19 protein-coding genes and 2 pseudogenes are annotated in these 20,746 nt (G+C 44.9%); 8 read left to right on the forward strand and 13 right to left on the reverse strand.

The features are described from left to right. Positions 1-300: 300 nt before the first annotated feature. The 8 genes from ACFPYJ_RS22925 to ACFPYJ_RS22960 form a co-directional block, all read right to left on the reverse strand. Positions 301-1,146, reverse strand: coding sequence for an NAD-dependent epimerase/dehydratase family protein (locus tag ACFPYJ_RS22925; RefSeq protein ID WP_379190556.1), 846 nt, complete (start codon positions 1,144-1,146; stop codon positions 301-303). Positions 1,147-1,517: 371 nt separating this feature from the next. After that, on the reverse strand, positions 1,518-1,967 hold the full coding sequence (locus ACFPYJ_RS22930) for an S-layer homology domain-containing protein (protein ID WP_379190572.1): 450 nt from the start codon (positions 1,965-1,967) through the stop codon (positions 1,518-1,520). Continuing rightward, positions 1,930-2,301 (reverse strand): hypothetical protein, encoded by a 372-nt coding sequence (locus tag ACFPYJ_RS22935; RefSeq protein ID WP_379190557.1) that lies wholly within the window; start codon positions 2,299-2,301, stop codon positions 1,930-1,932. Before ACFPYJ_RS22935 ends, ACFPYJ_RS22930 begins: the two co-directional genes overlap by 38 nt. Before the next feature lie 32 nt (positions 2,302-2,333). Next, the gene (locus ACFPYJ_RS22940; protein ID WP_379190558.1) at positions 2,334-5,312 is read right to left on the reverse strand and encodes a metallophosphoesterase; all 2,979 of its coding nucleotides are present in this window, start codon (positions 5,310-5,312) and stop codon (positions 2,334-2,336) included. Positions 5,313-6,071: 759 nt separating this feature from the next. Next, on the reverse strand, positions 6,072-7,190 hold the full coding sequence (locus ACFPYJ_RS22945; RefSeq protein WP_379190559.1) for a GerAB/ArcD/ProY family transporter: 1,119 nt from the start codon (positions 7,188-7,190) through the stop codon (positions 6,072-6,074). 14 nt (positions 7,191-7,204) lie between these two features. Next, positions 7,205-7,432, reverse strand: coding sequence for a hypothetical protein (locus ACFPYJ_RS22950; RefSeq protein WP_379190560.1), 228 nt, complete (start codon positions 7,430-7,432; stop codon positions 7,205-7,207). A gap of 4 nt (positions 7,433-7,436) precedes the next feature. Beyond that, positions 7,437-8,642: a Ger(x)C family spore germination protein gene (locus ACFPYJ_RS22955; protein ID WP_379190561.1), complete on the reverse strand. Its 1,206-nt coding sequence runs from the start codon at positions 8,640-8,642 to the stop codon at positions 7,437-7,439. 4 nt (positions 8,643-8,646) lie between these two features. Continuing rightward, a complete protein-coding gene (locus ACFPYJ_RS22960) occupies positions 8,647-10,236 on the reverse strand; it encodes a spore germination protein (protein WP_379190562.1) in 1,590 nt (529 codons plus the stop codon). A 651-nt stretch (positions 10,237-10,887) separates the two neighbouring features. Here ACFPYJ_RS22960 and ACFPYJ_RS22965 point away from each other — a divergent pair. The 4 genes and pseudogenes from ACFPYJ_RS22965 to ACFPYJ_RS22980 all read left to right on the forward strand — a co-directional run bounded on the left by ACFPYJ_RS22965 (position 10,888) and on the right by ACFPYJ_RS22980 (position 15,151). Next, positions 10,888-11,283, forward strand: coding sequence for a DoxX family protein (locus tag ACFPYJ_RS22965; protein ID WP_379190563.1), 396 nt, complete (start codon positions 10,888-10,890; stop codon positions 11,281-11,283). A gap of 624 nt (positions 11,284-11,907) precedes the next feature. Next, positions 11,908-12,198 (forward strand): annotated as a pseudogene (locus tag ACFPYJ_RS22970) (spore germination protein); the annotation flags it as partial. Between the two features lie 214 nt (positions 12,199-12,412). Continuing rightward, positions 12,413-13,537 carry a GerAB/ArcD/ProY family transporter gene (locus tag ACFPYJ_RS22975; RefSeq protein WP_379190564.1) on the forward strand — a complete coding sequence of 375 codons (1,125 nt, stop codon included), beginning with the start codon at positions 12,413-12,415 and terminating at the stop codon, positions 13,535-13,537. Between the two features lie 343 nt (positions 13,538-13,880). Then, positions 13,881-15,151, forward strand: a pseudogene (locus ACFPYJ_RS22980) (IS110 family RNA-guided transposase). 446 nt (positions 15,152-15,597) lie between these two features. On the opposite strand, the gene ACFPYJ_RS22985 reads toward ACFPYJ_RS22980, so the two are convergent. Next, entirely contained in the window at positions 15,598-16,143 is a 546-nt protein-coding gene (locus ACFPYJ_RS22985) for a cupin domain-containing protein (RefSeq protein ID WP_379190565.1), read from the reverse strand. A gap of 581 nt (positions 16,144-16,724) precedes the next feature. Here ACFPYJ_RS22985 and ACFPYJ_RS22990 point away from each other — a divergent pair. Both ACFPYJ_RS22990 and ACFPYJ_RS22995 read left to right on the forward strand, forming a co-directional pair. Next, positions 16,725-16,838 (forward strand): cation transporter, encoded by a 114-nt coding sequence (locus tag ACFPYJ_RS22990; protein WP_379190573.1) that lies wholly within the window; start codon positions 16,725-16,727, stop codon positions 16,836-16,838. Between the two features lie 209 nt (positions 16,839-17,047). Further along, on the forward strand, positions 17,048-17,269 hold the full coding sequence (locus ACFPYJ_RS22995) for a hypothetical protein (RefSeq protein ID WP_379190574.1): 222 nt from the start codon (positions 17,048-17,050) through the stop codon (positions 17,267-17,269). A gap of 52 nt (positions 17,270-17,321) precedes the next feature. Here ACFPYJ_RS22995 and ACFPYJ_RS23000 read toward each other — a convergent pair whose 3' ends face one another. The 3 genes from ACFPYJ_RS23000 to ACFPYJ_RS23010 form a co-directional block, all read right to left on the reverse strand. Next, complete coding sequence (locus tag ACFPYJ_RS23000) at positions 17,322-17,510, reverse strand: YgaP family membrane protein (RefSeq protein ID WP_379190566.1); 189 nt, start codon at positions 17,508-17,510, stop codon at positions 17,322-17,324. Positions 17,511-17,629: 119 nt separating this feature from the next. Continuing rightward, a complete protein-coding gene (locus tag ACFPYJ_RS23005; RefSeq protein ID WP_379190567.1) occupies positions 17,630-17,953 on the reverse strand; it encodes a hypothetical protein in 324 nt (107 codons plus the stop codon). 21 nt (positions 17,954-17,974) lie between these two features. Continuing rightward, positions 17,975-18,202: a hypothetical protein gene (locus ACFPYJ_RS23010; protein ID WP_379190568.1), complete on the reverse strand. Its 228-nt coding sequence runs from the start codon at positions 18,200-18,202 to the stop codon at positions 17,975-17,977. 775 nt (positions 18,203-18,977) lie between these two features. Between ACFPYJ_RS23010 and ACFPYJ_RS23015 the strand changes: the two genes are divergently transcribed. Continuing rightward, positions 18,978-20,033, forward strand: coding sequence for an alpha/beta hydrolase (locus tag ACFPYJ_RS23015; protein ID WP_379190569.1), 1,056 nt, complete (start codon positions 18,978-18,980; stop codon positions 20,031-20,033). A 191-nt stretch (positions 20,034-20,224) separates the two neighbouring features. On the opposite strand, the gene ACFPYJ_RS23020 is transcribed toward ACFPYJ_RS23015, so the two are convergent. Beyond that, the gene (locus ACFPYJ_RS23020; protein ID WP_379190570.1) at positions 20,225-20,356 is read right to left on the reverse strand and encodes a YheC/YheD family protein; all 132 of its coding nucleotides are present in this window, start codon (positions 20,354-20,356) and stop codon (positions 20,225-20,227) included. On the opposite strand from ACFPYJ_RS23020, the gene ACFPYJ_RS23025 reads away from it, so the two are divergent. Then, positions 20,328-20,558, forward strand: a complete 231-nt coding sequence (locus tag ACFPYJ_RS23025) for an SDR family NAD(P)-dependent oxidoreductase (protein WP_379190571.1) — start codon at positions 20,328-20,330, stop codon at positions 20,556-20,558. The two genes, ACFPYJ_RS23020 and ACFPYJ_RS23025, sit on opposite strands and share 29 nt — an antisense overlap. Positions 20,559-20,746: the final 188 nt, after the last annotated feature.

Below are 20,746 nucleotides of genomic sequence, written 5' to 3' on the forward strand. Positions count from 1 at the left end.
AGTACAGGACTAAGGCCGCCTAATTGCCTTTATTTATTTGTACTGTCTACTTGACGGGGTGCAGTTCATCCTTGGCTGCCGCTGTATGATTCAACTATCGTTCCCCTTTAGAGCTTAACGGGCTAACTGATGATTATGCCTAGTAATCTCATTCTAAAAGGACTGGAATCTTTAAAGAAAAAATCAAGAATTTCATTCCAACGTCGGTGATGGACGACAGGTAATTAATGTAAATAGGAATTCCAATTATTATCCATAAGACAGAAAATAAGAGCCCCACCATTATGTAGGAAAGTTAGTTTATTCTGCGGGACGGCGCGTTGATCTGCGGGGTTCGTAGCCGAATTCCGCGATGAAATCATCCATGGCATACAAGGGTTTATATTCATTGCCTGGAAGTTTGTAATAATCCAGATAATAATGGTCTCCCAGTATTGAAGAGAGAATTTCCCGCGCGGGTATCGTACTGCTGATATCCGGTCCTACCAGGTTAAAGTTTCTTACGCCTGATTTGATTTGCGCATCCATGACCCTGACAATTCCCTCAACGACATCGCTTGCATACACATGTCCTAAGACGATAAACGGAACAGACATCCTTTTATCCTTCTCAATCAAGGGCGGTACCCAATCCTCGTTCGCTACCGCGCCAAAGCGTAAATTGATAAAATCCGTGTCCGGATTTACGCGATGAAAATAACGGGTCAATTCCTCCACTAAGGCTTTGCTTAACCCATACGCATCTGTTGCCAGACAAGGATGATCAGCTTGGATCGGTAGCTTAAGCGGAATAAAATCATCATCCAAGCTGCCTACTGCTGCAATCGAGCTGGCCGTCACGAACTTTTTACACCCGCGATCGAGCAAGTACCGGTAAAGTCTTCTCGTACCCATCACATTGACAGCTAGTCCATCCTCTTCGGTGCAACCGCCGGTAACGGCAGCCAGGTGAATAACCGCATCGATCTCATGAGGATCCAAACCGCGTAAATCCTCAATACTATCAAACGAACCTTTAACATACGCTACATCTTTTTTAAAAGGATGAAATGACCGCGACATACAAATAACGTTATGATTGTTTGCCAAACTATTAACCAATTTCTTTCCGATAAATCCGCTTGCGCCTGTAATGAGTATATTCATCGTATTGCCTCCCAGTTAACATTCGCTGAAGCATGTTGAAGTAAGTATAGCGATTTCTCAGCGATTAATCTAATGGTTTTGTGCTTCGTTGTCATGGAGCATCTTCAAGTTCTTGGTCGGTATACTCCAATGGGATTATGTGATTAGGTCAGCATATCATTCCTAAGGCGAAAGTAGACAGTTACCCTCCTTCCGGTTAATATCACTAAAGGTTTGGTGGGTCTCTGTTTCAATATTACTATAAATAACAAGATATTGGGTTCAACCCATGATTACACAAATGACCCACAAGTGTGACCACTTTTTTTCAAAGTGTTCATCTTGCGGGTCATCGTTCAATTACCGTGCTCCAGGGGGAGCCATTTTACCCATTACTTCTTTATGGCTTTCAAAATGACAGTTGCGGCTTCAGCACGTGTTGCATTTGCTTTAGGTCTGAATGTGCCGTTTACATAACCAGAAATTAAGCCATTTGCTCTGGCCGTAGCCACTGAGGTATTTGCCCATCCGGAAATATCCGAGCTATCTTTAAATGTAATTTTGTCAGATACCATGGATAACTTGGCTGCACATACAATTATTGCAGCCATCTGCTCTCGGGTAATTTGTTCGTCAGGAGCGAATTTGCTGTCACTCAATCCGGTAACGATACCGTGTGACGATGCAGTCGCAATTGCACTCTTAGCCCAATGGGTTGACGTATCGGCAAAGCTTTTGCCGTCCTGCAATTCGAGATGAAAGGCATTGACGATGATGGTAACAAATTCGGCTCTCGTAATGCTATTATTCGGTTTTCTTGTCCGGATAGCCGCTGATCGCACCAAGCTCAACCAAATCCCGAATGTTCGTTTCCGTCCAATGCCCTTGAATAGCTTTGCTCGTTGGAGGTACTTCGGGCTTTGCTATATCCGATACCAGAACGGCAAATTTCGTGAAATGGTTAACCGATCCGGATACCGTCCCGTTCGTTTGATCGGTTTTCAAATCAGTCAACTGAACCCACTGATGGGTTTGTTCGTTCAGCCAATATATGCCCACCGTCGACTTGGCAAAGTCTATTTGCGTCTTGTCGAAAGGCAACGTAATGACGACCGATTTGCTAAACACGCCGTCTTGATTCTTCTTAATCTCGTAGACGTCACTTACCAACTTCAATTTGTTGTCTACGGGTAGGATCGAGGTGTAGCTTACTTTTTATTACCGGTTGTAAAGGTGAAGATATCCGATTCGGTCATTCCATCATAAGCATCTTCCAATCTTACATACCAGTTGTACATCTTATTCTTTTGAAGTCCGTTCCAAATCATGCTTGCCACACTTCCACTTGGTGCAGCGGTCAATTTGTTTCCAATCACTTCATTGGTTCGTGCTTGGATGCTGATATAATCGGTAGCTACACGTTTTTGAATCGGTAGCAGCTTCACCGGAAGAGCCAAATCATCCAATTTTGGAGAAAACCAATTGTAATCATCCTTGTAAGGAGAGTACGTATTCATGTACAGCATGTTATTCTCTGTATCGAATTTCATCAGGCGCAGGTAGCCCATGCCGCCTTCCAGTTGCGTCTGATAGTTGGTGAATACTTCATGAACCGTGCGATCACCGAACTGTTCCGTTATATTTTTTGGTGTATTTGTATGGTGTCCGTTCATGACCAAAAACACATTGTTATTCGGTTTAATCAATTGCTCTCTTACCTGCTCTGCCGCTCCCCCATACTTCCCGTTTCCGTCTATAAACTGGTGTATGGCAATGATGGCATTGCGATCCGCATATTTCTTCAACACGCCGTCAGCCCAATCCAAATCCGGCTGCTCCGGCTGCCAACCCAGATAGACAATGACAAAGTCATTCCCGTTTACCGAAATGAGGTCGTAGTGATCGCGGTTGTTTTGGAACTGTCCGCCATAATACGAACGGTTAGCGAAGCGGTCTGCCCCGAACCATTGGCCAAACGCGGTGTAATCGAACGATTTGGTGGCACCCGGCTGTACGTCATGGTTGCCTGACACTATGCCATAAGGGATATGGGCATCATCCAGTATTTTCATGCTTTTGTCCGCATTTACCCATTGTTCCGGTTTATTTCCGTCGTCCACAACATCTCCCGTATGGATGACGTATTTAATTTTTTGATTCGCCGCTTGATCTACGATCCATTGGGTTTGTGAGTCGTAAATTTCCGGATACGATTTGGAATAAAATTGCGTGTCCGGCAACCACACAAAGCTAAAATTGTACTGATCAGGCGTTTGAGGCGAAGGAATCAAATCCTGTACGATCAGATTTGCTTTATTACCTCGGACCATATCCGCTACGGAAATGGCGCCTTTTAACGTAAAGTCGTTCTCGTCCGGTGCGACTTTCGAGTCCAGCTCCTGCCACTGACTTGTTGTGTAGTTCCAGCCATATAGCGTAACTCGTCTGCCCGGGAACGAATGACCATTCCAAACGGCATCTACTGATTTCGCATTCATTAAATTGTCTTTGATCTTAAATTCAAAGCGCTGATAAGGAAACTTCACCGTATCGTCCGTCGTCATATATGTCCCGTCATCCGCGGAGATGGCTTGAATCTGATCGGAAGCGAGCCGCGTTTCGCCTTCAGGCGTCATTTCAAGAGGCGGTTCGGTGTCAGATGCGTTCGTATATGCGGTATGGTTCAAGCCGTCTTTAAAATCATATTTGTATGCCTTTAAGAAAGTAGCGTCCAACGCATCTCCGGTCGGATCCTCTATTTTCACACTCAATGCTGGATCGGTAGAGACATTGCCGGAATTATCCGCAGGGGAAATCACTTGCGGCGGAAGCGGATGTTCTTCCACGCTTGTAAAATGTACTTCTTTAACCGTGACGTTGCCGGCGTTATCTTGAGCGCTCACTTGCAGAGTATGCTCTCCCGGTTGTAAGTCTACGACACGAAGAGAAGCGGTGTTTGCTATCGCGACCCCGTCCAGCGTCAACTTAAGCGGCTTCAAGCCGGATCCGCTATCGTTAGACTCGAATGTCAGGGGAATCGTTCCCTTGTAGATTTTGTTCTCAATCGGTGATTGAATGGTTAAGTCCGGCAACGTGTTGTCCACTTGGATCGTCGTTTGGATGGGATCAAACTTATGGTTTAAGTCATTCAGAGTAAGAACATGCGCCCCATCGCCGACTTGAGTCGTGTCCCAGTCGTACACGATGGTTTTGGCAACAGCAGCGGGAATCTGGATGTTAAAATCCTTGGACAATATAGGCGGTATGATGGGATTTGCCGGAGGAGCACCATCACCCATTGGAATCGATTCGTTTGCCCCGTAGGTCGGATCTGTTAGCTGTGTCCCGTCATCTAGTACCAATTTCACATTACGAATCGTAAAATCATCGTGGTTGCCCGTTAAATCCTCCGAGGATATGGTATTGCCGGCTCGAATTGTAATTTTATCTGTGTTCGAGAGGAGGGCACCGGCCGGTATCGGCACTTCATACGTGTCGAAATTCAAAATATCAACAGGGATGACTTGAAGTAACTGATCGTTTAAGTAAACGCCGTTTTTCAATCTTTGGGTTGCTTGCAGCCCATTGCCGTCAAATACGATTTTTGCTGGACGTTCCAAAATATTTTCCGTATTTGTAACGGTGTTACTATCAAGCTGAAGCTGCAAATTCGACAGACTGCCGCCTTTCCCATTCACTTGAACCGTTCCATACACAGACTGATTAACACTTAAATTGAGGGAGAGATGCTCCGGTTCTAAAAACGGTGCAGTCACTGGTACTTTGTAGTTTGTGCTTGCCGGAAGCCGCGACGTTTCACTTTGCGAATCCGTCGCCGTTATATGATATTGCAGTTGGTCCGAATTTTGAAGATCGGACTGTGGAATAACAGCCTGAAAAATATTTGGATTCTCAGCCGTCGGCTGCATAGCAATATTGTTAAAAATAGGATCATCTGAGTTAGCATTTGTACTGTAAGTCAATGTTACTTGCTGTAATGGAGTCTCATCGTACACAGTGGCTGTCACCGTTAAATCCACTTTCTCCGTACTTGTAATTGGAGAATGAGTAATGCTGGGAGGGAGATTGCTCGGATCGGCCCAACTTGTACCGATCATAGAAAAACTGCTTGCCAATAGAACGGTACAAAGTATTAATGCCTTCAACTTCAGTAATGACCGTTTCATAACTTCCTCCATTGAGTTTATTTTTGAACTTAGTAACTATTGCAATAAATTATTAAAGAAACTCCGAAAGCGGCGGCAGCCATGAGTAGATAACGACATGATTGTGCCGAGAAATCGTCTTTCTTCTTTACAATGATAAATGGAACAATTTCGTCATTCGAAGTATTGGAGAAGCCTCGAAATAAGTTCTAACCCGGATGTTGAGGAACGTTATTTCGTGAAAACGAATGGAAGTATGGGTAATTCTCAAGCCAGCCTTCGCTTGAGCTATACACTTCATCCAACATTCTCGACACCATTCGACGAATTACTCCTTTTTTCGACATTTATACTATTAATAATAGTTCTTGATTATTAACTTAATGTTTTCTTAATGTTGCGATATTGTAAAATAGCTGGCTCGTTATTTGGGCCAGATGACAGCGGAAAGACTACTGGCAATCCTATCCCCTTCATGGTGCCTTAGAGCCCATCCGTTGCCAAAGCCAAAAACGGAAACAAATATCTGAAATCCGCTCTAGTTGAGAGCCTATTGGCTGTATGGATATTACCTTACTTTTATAACTACCAGCGGTTTCAAGCCAAACTGAAACAGCGCGCACCGATTGAATACCGGTGCGCGCTGGCAGCATAGCTTTTTTTCTAATGTCTACTTGAGAGGGGTATGACCAACGTGAGGGGCTTTTTGAATTCATCTAACGGACAACGGGATGTTGATGATTTCTATCAACGATTATTAGTTAACTGGCAGCACCGGAATTATAGATTGTCTTTATCGTCCAACTGTTGCTTGTTTCTCCTGCCGCGAATGGCGGCGACGCCGAGCAGCGCAAGCGGCAGCAGTATACAGTGAATGGGCGCGTACAGCCCCCAGGCCGGAGCAAGCTTATACAGATAAGTGATATCGGGACGGGACACGATGGCAAACACGACGGTTATCATACCGAGCGGAATCGTCAACCATTTATAATCCCGCATATTAAAAATTTGAGCGAGTCCGACGGCCGAAATATAAAACATGACGGTAGAGCGAAAAAAAATCGTCAAAAACCACAGTACGGCAATTGTAACTTCAATGCGTTCAACAAATCGTCCGACGCTGATTTTTTTCGCCAACACATATGCCGGAAACACATTATTTATCGTCAACTTGGGGCCGATCACCAAAATACAGAGAAGTGTCGATGTGAATAAGAACATCCCTCCAATCGCGATACCCCACATCAAGGAGGAACCCATCCCCTTGAGGCGGCTCACGCCGGAATACAGAACGAGAAAAACAATCGACTCGATAAACGGAAAACTGATGGTTTGATAACTGGATACCACGACGGGCAGCACGCCGTCTTCCAAGATCGGCTGTATGTTTTCCCCCCTTAATTCCGGCGCCAGAAAACATGTCATCAGTAGAAACAAAAACACCACTAACGGGAAAAAGATTTGGGCGGAACGAGCTACCGCCTCGATGCCGGCTCTCGCGGCAATGATGACGACAGCCATATACAGAATGAATATTGCCTCTCTTGGCGTTTCCGGCATCATCTGCGTCGTCAGAAAATCGCCGATAATGCGGGTGCTCCGTCCGGCAAGGACCAGCGGGAACGTCAAAACAAACAGCAGGGCGATCAACTTGCCCAGCCATTTGCCGAGCAGCCGCTCCATGCTGTCGACCAGACCCGCGCCTTCGAGACGGCCGGCCAACAACACATGAATCGGAACGACGGCCAATCCGCCTGCCAAAGCGACGATCGCGGATATCCAGGCATCCTGTTTGGCCGTGGCGGCAAGAGTCGTCGGAATGACCAATATGGCGCTGCCGATCACGTTCATAGCCACGAGAATCATCAGCTGAGAACTTGAAATTTTCCCGATGTTCAACTCGGATACGCCTCCTATTTGAACGGTTTAAGCAAGGCACTGCCGACCGGCCCGAACGTGTTTACGATAAGATCCAAAGGATTCGGGAGCGGAATCTGCAAGCTTTGCGCCACACTTACCGAGGCCGCAAACAAAAGCAGCGCGGAGAACATCCAAAATTCCCGGTACCATTTTTTTCTTCGCAGCAGACGCCCTTCGATCCAAAAAACAATGACCGAAAAGAACAAGATGGCAGCCCACATCCCATTATTCCTCCCTCTGTTTCATAAAATAATTTTTGACCGTGCCCGTTTCCCGGGTTTGGACATTGCTCTTAATGCGGACCGTAAGTTTGGGAAAAAGTTTGTCCCATTGCGGTTCGAGTTTTTTCCAGGCTTTCGGATCGGCTCGGTGAACCGCATCACCGAAGCCGAAAATGTCCACTTTAAAGGTGCGCTGTACTGTGTTGACGGACGATCGGACCACCTCTTCGACCCTTTTATTGGATAACTTATTCAATTTTTGGATCGTTTCCGGTTTCGTCAAATCCATGGTGCATGTAAACTCCCCGACTCTTTGCTCTATCCGGATGTTCACGTCAATTGCCGGTTTTCCGTTTTCCACCCTGCCTTTCACTTTCGTATCGACGTCCACCACTTCCATGGATGCGGAGCCGCCGCCGGGACACCGCACAATGCCGATCGTACTTACAACCCTGTCTCTAATGTATGAATAACCCTTGCTTTTCTCTTCGCTCAGCCAACCGATCAGCCGGTCCTTTTTGAATACGCCCAGCTCCGAATATTTCAGCATTGTCGGCGGCTTGATCTTTTCCACGTTGCTGTTGTCCGTCCCGGACTCCGGATTTCCAATCACTTCAACGGCCGTCAAAACGGGGTGTCTTCCTTTCGTCATCAAGTTTGCCAGCAGTTCATCCAACGTGATCGTCGCCGTCGGCGCCCACTCCTTCTCCGATCTTTCCAACGAGGAGAACATGTAGTTGGACGGAATTTTTTCGATGGGCGTCAACACGTTCAGCACATTTTCCGCCGTCGTTCCTTTGGCCGCGATGATGAAAAAGTCGGTTCGCACTTCGTTATTCCGCGATATGAAATCAAGCGGTTTCGCAATCCCCTCCCTGGCCATTTCCTCGCCGATTACGAGCACGTGCAGATGCGATAAGAAAATTCTCCGAGGAGATATGGTCGTCATTTTCCGCAGCGCTTCGAAAATCGTTTTACCGGAGATCGTGTATAGCGTCACAACCGCCTGATCGCCCACCCCGCCGACAGAATGCGCAACCTGGCCGGGATCGACGACCTGGACGGATAACCGGTATTGATCGTCGCCCGCTTTGTCTATGCCGATCGCCACCGCGATGGCGATTTCGTTTAATTCCCTTCGGTTCCAGCATCCTGAAAAGAACAAGGAAAGGAGGATTAGAATGCATAAAATACCCGCTTTTCTCGTCATTGGTTTACGACTCCTCATCCGGCGGTCTGGGGGGCGGCGTTTGCATGCGCACCGAATTATTCCGCACGATGGAACGCGGCCGATTCACCATGGCCCAGCGGGGCAGACGCAAGAAGACGTCTTGGAGATCGCTCCGTCGAAAGGGACCTAAAGAGCTCATATAGGGGATGCCGAAGGAACGCAGTCCGCTCAAATGAAGTACGAGCACAATCATTCCCATCACGATGCCGAACAGTCCGAACGAAGCTGCCAGCCCCATCAGTCCGAAGCGAATCATTCGAATCGAGATCGACATATTGAATTTGGGAATGACGAAGGTGGCAATTGCCGTAATCGAAACGACAATGACCATCGCCGCCGACACGATTCCCGCCTGCACCGCGGCCTCACCGATGACCAGCGTTCCGACGATTGACACCGCTTGACCGATCCCACGAGGCATTCGCAACCCGGCCTCGCGCAAAATTTCCAGCGTCGCTTCCATCAGTATCGCTTCGATAAACGCGGGGAATGGAGTTCCTTCCCGCTGCGCGGCAAGACTGAGCAGCAGCCCCGACGGGATCATCTCCTGGTGGAACGTCGTAACCGCAATGTACAGGGAGGGCGCGAACATGGCGATTAACAGGCTGACAAACCGCAGCAGCCGTAGCAAGCTGCCGATATCGGAACGGTGGTAGTAATCTTCCGCAGATTGAAAAAATTGTATGAATAACGCCGGAACCAGCAAAACGAACGGGGTGCCGTCCACAAGAATGGCGATACGGCCCTCCAATAAATCGGCGGCGACAACATCGGGACGTTCCGTATTGAAGATTGTGGGAAACGGGCTATAGGTCTCATCCTGAATCAACTCTTCGATGTAGCCGCTTTCCAAAACCCCATCGATCTCAATTCGGTCAAGCCGCGCCCGAACTTCTTCCAATGCTCGTTCATTGACGATCCCCTTCACATACATGATGACCACATTCGTATGGGTGACTTTACCGATTTTCTGTCTTTCCATCCACAGGCGGGGATCCCTGATCTTTTTTCGGATCATGGCTGTGTTCGTACGCAAATTTTCGGTGAAACTTTCCCTCGGTCCTCGGGAGAGCGTTTCGGAGGCCGGCTCCATCACAGCGCGCTCTTCGCCGCCCTGCATACTGATCGCCAACCCTTGGGAGATCCCGTTCGCCAGCAAGATCGCATTGCCGGACATTAACGCCTGAACGAGCGCTGCAAAATCCATCACACTTTGAATGTCCCCCGCAGTAAGAACGGCATCTTGAAGGAATGTTAAAAGCTCCGGACCGGACGAGGGCTGCCCTGCATCCATTTGCCGGAAATGCTGCATTAACGGTTCCATGATGAAGTTTTGTACGGATTGAATATCGACCAATCCGTCTATGTAGAGCACAGCCGCCTCAAGCTGGCTTAGCGAGCCGATCCGGATGCGACGAACGACAAGATCGCCGCTGCCGCCGAGCGTTTCTTTCACCCACATCTCATTTACCTGCAGACTGTCGCTTAACGGTCCCCCATGTCCCAAGGTGAAATCCTGACTTCTGCTGCTCGCGAAAGTATGACGTTTTCGTCCGAATTTTCGTCTGAGCATGGCGCATTCCTCATTTACTGGTTGTCTGGTTCTGTCTAGGATAGAAATAAAATGGATCTTTTTTATTATGGCCTCTTGCGAACTCGTTATTCATTAGAACCGGATGAATAGTTCTGGAAAAACGAACTTCGAACAGATCGAAAATAAAAAAAATGGGAAGAAGAAATCTTCTTCCCAAAAAAATATAGTTTACTCGAACACTTTCACGCCGTCCTGATTGACGATACCGCGGAATTGCTGCAGCAGGCGGGTCGTAAGCCATCGTATCGTACAGGGTTTGCAAATCAAGCTTATCTAATGACATCGCCTCAACTGAAGCATAGGTAATCGTCGAATATAAGGAAACCGAAGCGGCGCTTATGAATTTTGGCGTCGGTTATGATGTGGTCGGGAAGAACTTCGATCTTATCTCAGCAGAAGCGCGGCAGCTTGGAAGGCTTCAAACACAAACCGGAAACAACATATGGAACGATTAACGCCGACGTATGCGAACTGCTTCTTCCGGGATATAAGCGCCCCAACTTTTGCCATCATGTACTTCATTCCAAATGGGATGAGTAATTGACTTGAATGATCGGTTGCCTTTTACACTGGCGGCATGATGCTTGTTCTAATGGTTTATTATTATTCTTGAATAAGGAGGTCAAAAATGTGGTAGGTTTGGGTTTATTGTTAATACGTTTAGTAATTGGATTGTCATTCATGGCTCATGGAGCTCAAAAGTTATTTGGCTTTGATGGCGGTGGTTTAAAAGTAATTGGGGCACATTTTGAGAAATTGGGAATAAGACCAGGTGTAACAATGGCGTTACTCGCTGGGCTATCGGAATTGATAGGTGGGGCTATGTTTGCATTAGGGTTATTGACACCACTTGCAGGCGTTGTTATTGCTGGAACTATGGTTGTAGGGATTTTAAAAGTTCATGGACCAAATGGGTACTGGATTACAAAAGGTGGATATGAATACTGTCTTGCCATATTAGTTGTAGCAATCGCTGTTGCTCTTACGGGTGCAGGACAATTTTCACTGGATGCTATTTTAAAGTAGACGGCTATGCTAATAAATATGTTGCGTTAATCTGCCCGTTCGTATTATAAGGTCACCAGATCTTTCTGGTCGACCTTATTTTTATGAGGTTGTAAGCACTCGGGAATGGTTGAAGCGCGGCCTGCCCCGGAATCACCATATGACCCTTTTGTTGAACCAAAAACGAACATTAATTTGATGAATGAAGTATTATTATTTGAGCTCAGTTCGAGAATCGATAAAGCGGAATTCAACTCGAATACGAGCTGAGAACTGGCCCAGTCCTGTTTAAACCATTTTCCTAATTTGGTTCGTGTTTTCCCGAGTCCAAGCATGAATGCCACTCGCATATTTTCAAGAAGTCCCGTAAATAATATGGTGTATACCTGAAATAAGAATGATAAGGATATATCTTTGATGGATAATGCCTCAAAATCATGTGCAGTGACTATAAGTGAACAATTAGACAACAATATTAACACAATTCGAGCTTTATTTACGGATTGTTACGATTTTGTTTTACGACCCGTTAATTAAAGCAAAGGGACATCTAGATCTACCACCTTTTTTGCCCTCCTTTCCTCTCCCGAAGACTACTATTTGAATTGGGTTTTCAGTTCGCTCATGCGTTAGTTAAGATTATTTGCGATCATTATTTCTTTGTTATTGCCTTCTACCTACATCGCCATTCTTAGTTTTCATCAGCAAATGTTACCAACTGCTACGTGAGGCTGGGGTACGGTTACCGAAACAGTTTGGTTCCTCCGTAAGCATTGTCGAGGCATTGGTTTTGGGCAAGTAGCTGTATCGTCCGGGTTAATATCCGCTCCGATGATTATGATCGTTGCTCTCACAGGAATCTCAAATTTTGCTGTGCCTCATTATAGTTTTTCAATCTCGTTTCGCGTATTACGATTTGTTATTATGTTGTGTTAGGATTTTTGAGGATGCTTGGGATTGTTTATTTTATTATCTTTTTATTTACTCATCTGTGCGCACTTCGCAGTTTTGGAGTCACTTTTCCACTCTGGAAAATGAAAACGCGTCCTCATTTATCCGGGGAGAAGCTTAATCCCAACAAGCAGCCGGAAACAAAGATCCGAAAAAATAAAAGTAAGGATAAGTTATTAACAGATGATGAGGTGTAAATATGCTGGAAAAGGGAAAAATATCAGGATTACAAATGACATGTATTTTTTACGCTTCCGTAGTGCCGACCTATTGGATCACAATGCCATCCACAATCGACAATGTTGTTGGACGGGATTCATGGATGACACCGATCTTTTCCTGTGTAATCAGTTATTTGATTGTTTACGTGGTTTATCAGTTGAGTATGCTGTACCCTGGGCAAACGCCAATTGAATATATCCCTCGGATTATAGGAAAATGGCCTGGAAAAGTCGTTGGTCTTGGTTTCTTATTGTACTTACTTCATATAGTATCGGTTACTACTCATGAATTTTTCGATTTAATTAACGCCAAATATTTACCTTTCACTCCTTTCATTGTCATTGTATTGCCTTTACTATTGCTAGCCGGTTATATGGTCAGACAAGGAGTCGAAGTTCTCGGGAGATTTGCCTTTATCACTATTTTTTATTGGATTTTTGTATTTATGCTCTATGTATTTCTCACCATTCCCGATATGGATATACATAATCTTTTCCCCGTTATGGAACATGGGTCTACCCCGCAAATAAAAGGGGTTTTCCTTCATAACGGCTGGAGTTCACAAGCCGTTTTCTTATCGTTTATGATGCCATTTTTAAATAAAGGGTCCAAAAAATTATTGTGGGGTATAGGAGCCGTCAGTTTTGTGGCTTTTGACTTGGTAGCCGCAATTATTGTCCCAAAGATGATTTACGGTACAATCATGCCTGACATTGCCTACCCGGTTCTTGCGGCTGGAGAGATCATTAAGATTGCTGATTTCTTAGAGCATATTGATTTACTGATTATAGCGGATTGGATTATCCTGTATTTTGTAAAAATGTCCATCTATATTTACATCCTTTCCTTAGGAACGGCTCAATTGACTAAGCTTTCTACTTACCGTCCGATTGTATTTCCCATATGCATATTAATTAGCGTTGTCAGCCTAATGTCAATTGGGAGATTTAGTGATATCAAGAATTTTCTGGAGCATATCTATCCGTATTATACCATACTGCCACAAGAAGCTATTCCGATATTGCTCTTAATCATTGCATGGTTTCGAACAAAGGGTAAGCGAGGGAGAAACATCTTACCATTAGGAAATATTGGAAAATAACGAAAGTATCCGTTGTAATCACTTCGATGTTGTGTTTATGCGGTTGCTGGGATCGTCAGGATATTAACGATAAATCGTTTGTGGTTGGGGTCGGCGTTGATGTTTACGAGGAAAACATTGAATGACCGTCGAACTTATCTCTCCAAAGAAACAAACGGAATCCATGGGGGGTATCTCTGGAGGCGGTAAATCGACAAACATTATCTATTCCGCTGTAGGCAGGGGTCTTGCAGATTGCATATCAAAATTGCAAGGGTAAAATATCGAGGAAGGCCTCGGTACGATGGGAGTACGCAACGGGGCATATCCCTTTAAATCCCATCATCCAGGAGGACGCTCTACTATGAAGTTTAAATCGCAGGACAAACAAAATCAACTCATTGAAAAAATTACCGCCCAGCACCTTGTCGTCGGGATCGACATCGCCCAGCAAACGCATGTCGCACGAGCTGTTAACTTTCGCGGTATTGTGCTCGGTAATTCCCTATCCTTCTCGAATGATGAGGAAGGTTTTCACAGCCTTCTTCGGTGGATCCAGTCGCTGCAATCTGCCCATGCTTTAACGGCGGCCATTGTTGGCATGGAGCCTACCGGACATTACTGGCTTAACGTATCCAAGGGGCTCTCGGAACGCCAATTTGAAGTCGTTCTCGTCAATCCACATCTGGTGAAAAAGAACAAGGAGAACCGCGACAATACACCATCCAAGAGCGACAAAAAGGATGCCCTTGTCATCGCAGACATGGTCAAAAACGGCTACTACTCGTTCACTCGCTACACACCAGAAGCCTTTGAAGAACTTCGTGTCTTCTCTCCAACCGCGACTCTGTCGTAACGAAACTCGTTAGTGCGAAGAACCAAATTCACCGCTGGGTCGACGTTGTTTTTCCTGAGCTGCGACAAGTTTCCAAAAACATTATGTGTATCGGTTCATTGGCCACACTTCGTCTTTTCCCAACGCCCGAAGAATTGGGTAAATTACAGCCTCAAGACGTCTTACAAGGTTGGAAATCGCTTATGAAGCGGCATTCTGGTGAGCGAAAAGCCCGAGCTCTTATCTCATTGGCTTGCAGATCTGTGGGTTCTAAGCAAGCCACACATGCCTATAAGCTCCACCTGAAGCAGCTGCTCGATGAGTACGACCTTGCTTGCCTGCAATTGCAAACGGTAGAAACGGAGATTGTTGCCGTTTTAGAACGCATTCCATTTGCTACATCCATGCTTGCTGTCAAAGGGATTAGTGCCATTTCACTAGCCGGTATTTTAGGTGAGGCGGGGGATTTAAGCGGCTTTGTTCACGGGAATGCCTTGCTGCGTCATGCTGGTCTCAATCTCGCAGAAGCAAGCTCAGGTAAATGGACCGGACAGATGAAGATTAGCAAACGTGGACGCTCTCGTCTCCGACGTTTCATCTTCATGATGACCCTGAGTTTAGTCGCGAACAATTCGGAGTTCAAAGCCATGCATGCCTACAATGTACAGATAAAGAAGATGAAGAAAATGAGGTCCATTATGAAGCTGTGTGGCAAATTAGCCAGAATCTTAGTTGGAATGGCTCGCAGCGGCGAAGCCTATAATCCTCCTAGAACGTTGCCTAATCAGCTAGCAGCTTAACTTATATTCTACCGTTTCGTTGAACGAGTTTTGGCTTATTCGCAGGATTTCAAAGAAAGCACGGAGTACCGGATATATTGAACCAAAGGGCACCGACCCGTAACGATAGCAAGACCGTCCTCCACCCCTTGGACAGGCGTAACGAAGGAATGAAAGGGCATAGACCCGTTGAGACATGGGAGTGAGAACCTCCAGGGGCGGCGTGGAGAAAGCGTGCAGTAAATGGAATTATATGGGGCAGTATATATTCCCCTCTATTCCCGTGCGCCTGCGCCTTCATGTTGCCGAAGTCTAACACGGAGTTCCCCTTCTTGTCTTTCATCCTTAACCAATCGGGCGAAATCCTGCGAATAAGCGAGTATTCGTGAGAAAAACATAGTACTGAGGGAGTTCAATATTTAAAGATATAATTTCATCCCCATTTCGAATCTTTAGTAAAGGTGATTTTATTTTTCAGTCATGGCAACTGCTTTTGTTTCATGGACCGTACCATGTGGATGCTCAGGTGGAGCATAGATAACGTATATTTTAAGTGGTGTATTACCCGTATTGGTTACATTGTGCCATTTTCCAGCAGGTATCATAATTGCATAGTCATCAAATGCCATTTCTTGAAAATCCAATTTATCTTTACTATCACCCATTTGAACAAGTCCCTGACCTTCTTCAATACGTATAAATTGATCAGTTGTAGGATGAACTTCTAAACCAATGTCATCTCCAACGTCAATACTCATTAGGGTCACTTGAAAGTGTTTCCCTGTCCATAAAGCGGTGCGGTAAGTATTGTTTTGCTTAGTAGCTTGGTTAATATTCACTACAAATGGTCTTGGTCCATAATCTGTTAATTTAATGTTTCGATTATAAGGATTCCAGTTGGTATTGTTCCAATTGTAATAATAAGGATTCCAATTATAGCTCCATTTTTTTCCATTCCAGTTGTCATGCATAGAATTATGCCATTGATAGTGATAGCATGAATTACGGTACATATTCATTTTCCTCCCATGATTTCTTTTTACCTTTTATCCTATGCAATTGCCTAATTAAAGATTGGGCAATTGCCTATGGCCTAAAAACGACGACAACACCAAATTACAAACAATTGATATCCAATCTTTTTCGCACGTATATATGTTATAGAAGATAACCGTCAATAGAAAAAGCTGCATCAAAGCAATCCGTCCTTTTTATCATTTCTTTTTGAGAAACAATCCCACAGTGTACAGATATAAAAATAAGAATACTTTGATGTTATCAAATTTTCATGGCCCACTCCATCAACTAATAGAAGTTTAATTTAATTGCTCCAGTATTATTAAGCGAATTAAAAAATGCTTCTGTATGATATGAACAAATCGTCTTATCATCCTGACCATGTCTTTCGGGAGGTACTTCGGGAGGTACGGTCGCGATTGCTTACGATGAAAAATCACTTATGCTTAGTGCCATTAAGGAAGCGATCGAAGAACAGTTTTACGATGTTGTCTAATTAAACGAAGAAAGGAGCGAGATTTTCGTGATGGATGCAGCCAAGTTGGAAACGGAGCAAAAATCCTTGCAATTAACGGTCATGACATGCGCAGCTTGTGCGAACCAGATAGAAAAGGGATTGAATAAACTCGAAGGAGTAACTAAAGCGAATGTAAACTTTCCTCTTGGGCTACGGTTACGTACGATCCTATAAAAGTGGATGTCGCGCAAATGGAACAAAGCATTCAAAAACTTGGATATGGCACGACTAAAGAAGTCGTCGATCTGGAGCTTGTTGGCATGTTCTGTGCAGCGTGTGCCATCAAAATTGAAAAAACGCTGAATTAGCAACCTGACGTCACGAACGCTGTCGTTAATTTCGCGATGGAATCTGCCCGGGTTGAATACAACCCGGCGGAAGTCATGATAGCCGATATCCTAAACCGAATGGAGAAGCTAGGCTATAAAGCGGAAGCAGTCCCCTTCAAGCACCGCGAGAAAGCAATATCGCAGCAAAAGCGTAAACTGCTCATCTCGGCGATTCTTTCCTTTCCGCTGTTCTGGGCCATGGTGAGTCATTTTCTGTCATCGGGCATGCAGTCCTTTTGCGTCAACATTTTAGGTATTACTCCTAAAGGACTGTAGAGCCCAAAAAGGCCGCAATATTTGCGACCTTCACATAAATTAGGTATGGTTTTCATCGTGCCTTCTTGCAATTGTCAATCCCTAAAAAGGTATTAGCAGGACAATATCGGGTGGCCCCAGTAATGATCGGTGCCAATCCAATGACTCCCCACCAACTTCTGTAGGCCAGACCAATAAGAAGGATACCTACCCCAATTGAGATTCTTATAATTTGTTCCGTTTTCCCGACATTACAATTCATCACTTGCACCTCCTACTCAAAGCGTGTCCAAAATAATCGAAACCATTCGCGATGGGTAACGTCATCCGAGCGCTCCCAGATTTTTAATCAAACCAATTGTAAGTATTGCTTGCGTCGTTTTATTCGTTTTCTGAACCCATTTGTAAATTCATCGAGGAAATATGACTTTTGGTTTGGTCCGTACCCATTTGATAAATCGCTTTATAGATCTCCTTTAATAAGTAATCGTATACATCGTTTTCGCTGTCATGATGATATGGGATTATTGGAATTTGAGCACGAAAAAATGTTTTTTCCTCCGCATCTTCCCATTGATTGAATAACTCCGTTAATTTTTCTACCTCTTCCTCGGTAGCATCAATTTCCAGCTCATAAGCGGCATCGCCCTGGTTATACATGATACATTTGGATTGTATGGAAACATAATACCTTCTTTTATCCATGGGCCTTTACCCCTTCACCGTTTATTTCTTAAAGAATGACAGTATAATCGCACCTAAAATTATAATTATTGGAAGTGCTAAATAAGCGATCAACGCTGGATTACCTATAATCGAATGCTTCACTGTAGATAGATTAATGCTTTTGTCCAACTCTTTACTTTCTTGCTTGCGAATGTAATAAATTGAGCTTACCAGTGAAAAAACACATACCGCGCCAGCTAAAATAATCAATACGGTATACATCGTCATTAGACGGAATCCCTCCTCGTGATCTTTATTTTTTCACTTCAAGAACTTCTTTATGCATATTATCCATCGCCATTTTGGAATGCCCACATTAGACTGTGGATGTTCCTCTAGATATGCTTAATTTTCGAAACTCTCCTTGATTACATCCACTCCGGCCATGGGTGAAAACCTTCGCCAATCCGGTCTTTATGATCCGGACGGTAACGACTTTCTAAAAAATAAATAAGCGGAAAGGGTTCTACCGAGAACCAGCATCTTCTGTTCAAGCAGGCTATTGATGAGGTCGTAACTTCAGTATCAGTATAAGAGAGACGGTCGATATTCCCCATTCATTAGCTGTTGCCTGATCTCTTCGATGAAGGATTCTTCGCCAATCTCTCGAACGATGAATGCGATCGTTTGTCCATCACGCACTGCCACTATTAGTTTTCACTCGAGTCCATGCTTCTTGCAGGATAGTGGATGACCTGTATGCACTAAGCCAGCCATTGGTTTATTTGTTACGCGAATCAATTGTTTCTCAAAGCAGATGCGCTCATATTTTGTGAGTACAGGTTTGCGATTTCCGCGATCACGACCACTGATTTGGCGATCTCGTTCACGAAATTATAAATTTGTCCAAGAATTGTACTATCTATGTAACATAAAGCTTGATAAATGACCAAATGAAAAGCCCAATAAATACTTGACAATAGTTTATTTATGTCAATTGCTAAATAAAAATATCTGTCTCTGGAAACTTTATTGAAGATAACATAATTTGGAGGAGCCAGACATGAAGAAAAAAGGAATAACATTAGCGGCAACCGTCTTAACGTTCTTGCTGCTTGCAGCTAATCCAACACAAGCAACCATTTCTAATGATTCACAACCATCACAACCCCCCGTGAAGCAGAACGAAGTCATTCTTGAACCGGCAGCTCAGAAACTTGTAGAGAAAACGGCTAACCCGCCGTATCCGTTTGACCTTGGCCCGGTAAAAGCCCGAGAGGAGCTTGACAAAGTTCAATCCGGTCCGGTTAAAAAGCCTGCTGCGGATATACAAGATCTAACGATCCCAGGCGGACCTACCAGAAAGGTTTCCATACGCATTATTAAACCGAAAAAGGCTCCAAAACATTTACCCGTCATTCTTTATAGTCACGGGGGAGGTTGGGTTTTGGGTAACGCTCATACGCATGATCGCCTAGTACGTGAGCTTGCAGTAGGTTCACAATCGGCCGTCGTTTTCACAAATTATAGTCTTTCACCGGAAGCCAAATATCCAGTTGCCCTGGAACAGGTTTACACGGTCTTGGAATGGGTGGCTAAAAACGGCAAAAAGTACGGGATGAATGAGAAAAAAATTACGGTAGCCGGCGATAGTGTTGGAGGGAATTTCTCAGCAGCAATTACGCTACTGGCCAAAGATCGCAAGGGTCCGAAAATCGAAAAGCAGCTGCTTTTTTATCCTGTAACTAATGCGGTGTTCGATACGGCTTCCTATAATCAGTTCGCTACCGGCTACTACCTTCATCGCGATACGATGCAATGGTTCTGGGACCAATACACGACCGATCCCAAGCAAAGAGAAGAAATCTATGCCTCTCCGCTTCGTGCTTCTATTGAGCAATTAAAAGGGCTTCCAAAAGCGCTAATCATCACAGATGAAGCAGACGTATTACAAGATGAGGGAGAGGCTTACGCTAACAAGCTTAGACAAGCTGGGGTTCCGGTAACTTCAGTACGCTTTCGAGGCATGATCCACGCTTTTGTTATGTTTAATGACTTGGCTGACACCGAATCAACTCGCGGCGCTATGCTTCTCAGCAATTCTTGGCTAAAGCAATAGCCGAGTGTCTAGCCGGATAACAAGAGGTTAAAAAAAGAAAAACCAGGAGGGACCTGGTTCGGTTTAATGTTGTCTTTTGTTGAGTTTTAAAAAGGGTCTTTTGTTGAGTTTTAAAAAGGGTCTTTTGTTGAGTTTTAAAAAGGGACTTGTATTTTACGAGAGCTTACGCCCCCTCTTACTAAATGTTCTACTTAAAACATGGCATACTGCAGCGGTCTTCGCACTGAAGTCCGGTAAACCTTACGCTCTCCCGTTTTAATGAACAAAGTTCTACCGGGCTTGGGATTTGCTTCAATGAGCCATACACGACCGTTCACATCCACGCCGTTCCTTTCGATTCACGAGGCGCTGAAGCATTTTCCCGCAGGCGGGAGCATCATCATTATTAGTTCGATAGCAAGTGAAAATCCGGTTCAGGGCTCGGTGCTTTACGCATCGACCAAGGCGGCGGTGAATACGCTGACGTTGGCGCTTGCAAAGGAACAAGGTAACCGGAATATTCGGGCATCCAACGTCCTTCACTAACGCTGCGGTTCCTCTCGCTCCCCTCGGAGTGGGGACAACGAAGAACACGTTGCCCCCACTCCTCGACTCGCTTCACGGCTATTTCCCCCACCAAATACCTGAATCGGCATTTCCAAGTCACTGACCTTGCCTCAAAAAAGTAGACACAGAGAAAGCCTCGGCGACACCCATTAGTCTATTGCCTAGAG

The organism is Paenibacillus solisilvae (assembly GCF_042656405.1).
Classification (GTDB): domain Bacteria; phylum Bacillota; class Bacilli; order Paenibacillales; family Paenibacillaceae; genus Paenibacillus_Z; species Paenibacillus_Z solisilvae.

Excerpts from the sequence above, each read along its gene's own strand:
- ACFPYJ_RS22995 (WP_379190574.1), top strand. The coding sequence starts at position 17,048 with ATGATAGCCGATATCCTAAACCGAATGGAGAAGCTAGGCTATAAAGCG.
- ACFPYJ_RS22925 (WP_379190556.1), bottom strand. The coding sequence starts at position 1,146 with ATGAATATACTCATTACAGGCGCAAGCGGATTTATCGGAAAGAAATTG.
- ACFPYJ_RS22990 (WP_379190573.1), top strand. The coding sequence starts at position 16,725 with ATGACATGCGCAGCTTGTGCGAACCAGATAGAAAAGGGATTGAATAAA.
- ACFPYJ_RS23005 (WP_379190567.1), bottom strand. The coding sequence starts at position 17,953 with ATGGATAAAAGAAGGTATTATGTTTCCATACAATCCAAATGTATCATG.
- ACFPYJ_RS23010 (WP_379190568.1), bottom strand. The coding sequence starts at position 18,202 with ATGACGATGTATACCGTATTGATTATTTTAGCTGGCGCGGTATGTGTT.
- ACFPYJ_RS22960 (WP_379190562.1), bottom strand. The coding sequence starts at position 10,236 with ATGCTCAGACGAAAATTCGGACGAAAACGTCATACTTTCGCGAGCAGC.
- ACFPYJ_RS23025 (WP_379190571.1), top strand. The coding sequence starts at position 20,328 with ATGAGCCATACACGACCGTTCACATCCACGCCGTTCCTTTCGATTCAC.
- ACFPYJ_RS23000 (WP_379190566.1), bottom strand. The coding sequence starts at position 17,510 with ATGAATTGTAATGTCGGGAAAACGGAACAAATTATAAGAATCTCAATT.
- ACFPYJ_RS22950 (WP_379190560.1), bottom strand. The coding sequence starts at position 7,432 with ATGTGGGCTGCCATCTTGTTCTTTTCGGTCATTGTTTTTTGGATCGAA.
- ACFPYJ_RS22940 (WP_379190558.1), bottom strand. The coding sequence starts at position 5,312 with ATGAAACGGTCATTACTGAAGTTGAAGGCATTAATACTTTGTACCGTT.
- ACFPYJ_RS22975 (WP_379190564.1), top strand. The coding sequence starts at position 12,413 with ATGCTGGAAAAGGGAAAAATATCAGGATTACAAATGACATGTATTTTT.
- ACFPYJ_RS22985 (WP_379190565.1), bottom strand. The coding sequence starts at position 16,143 with ATGTACCGTAATTCATGCTATCACTATCAATGGCATAATTCTATGCAT.
- ACFPYJ_RS23015 (WP_379190569.1), top strand. The coding sequence starts at position 18,978 with ATGAAGAAAAAAGGAATAACATTAGCGGCAACCGTCTTAACGTTCTTG.
- ACFPYJ_RS22955 (WP_379190561.1), bottom strand. The coding sequence starts at position 8,642 with ATGACGAGAAAAGCGGGTATTTTATGCATTCTAATCCTCCTTTCCTTG.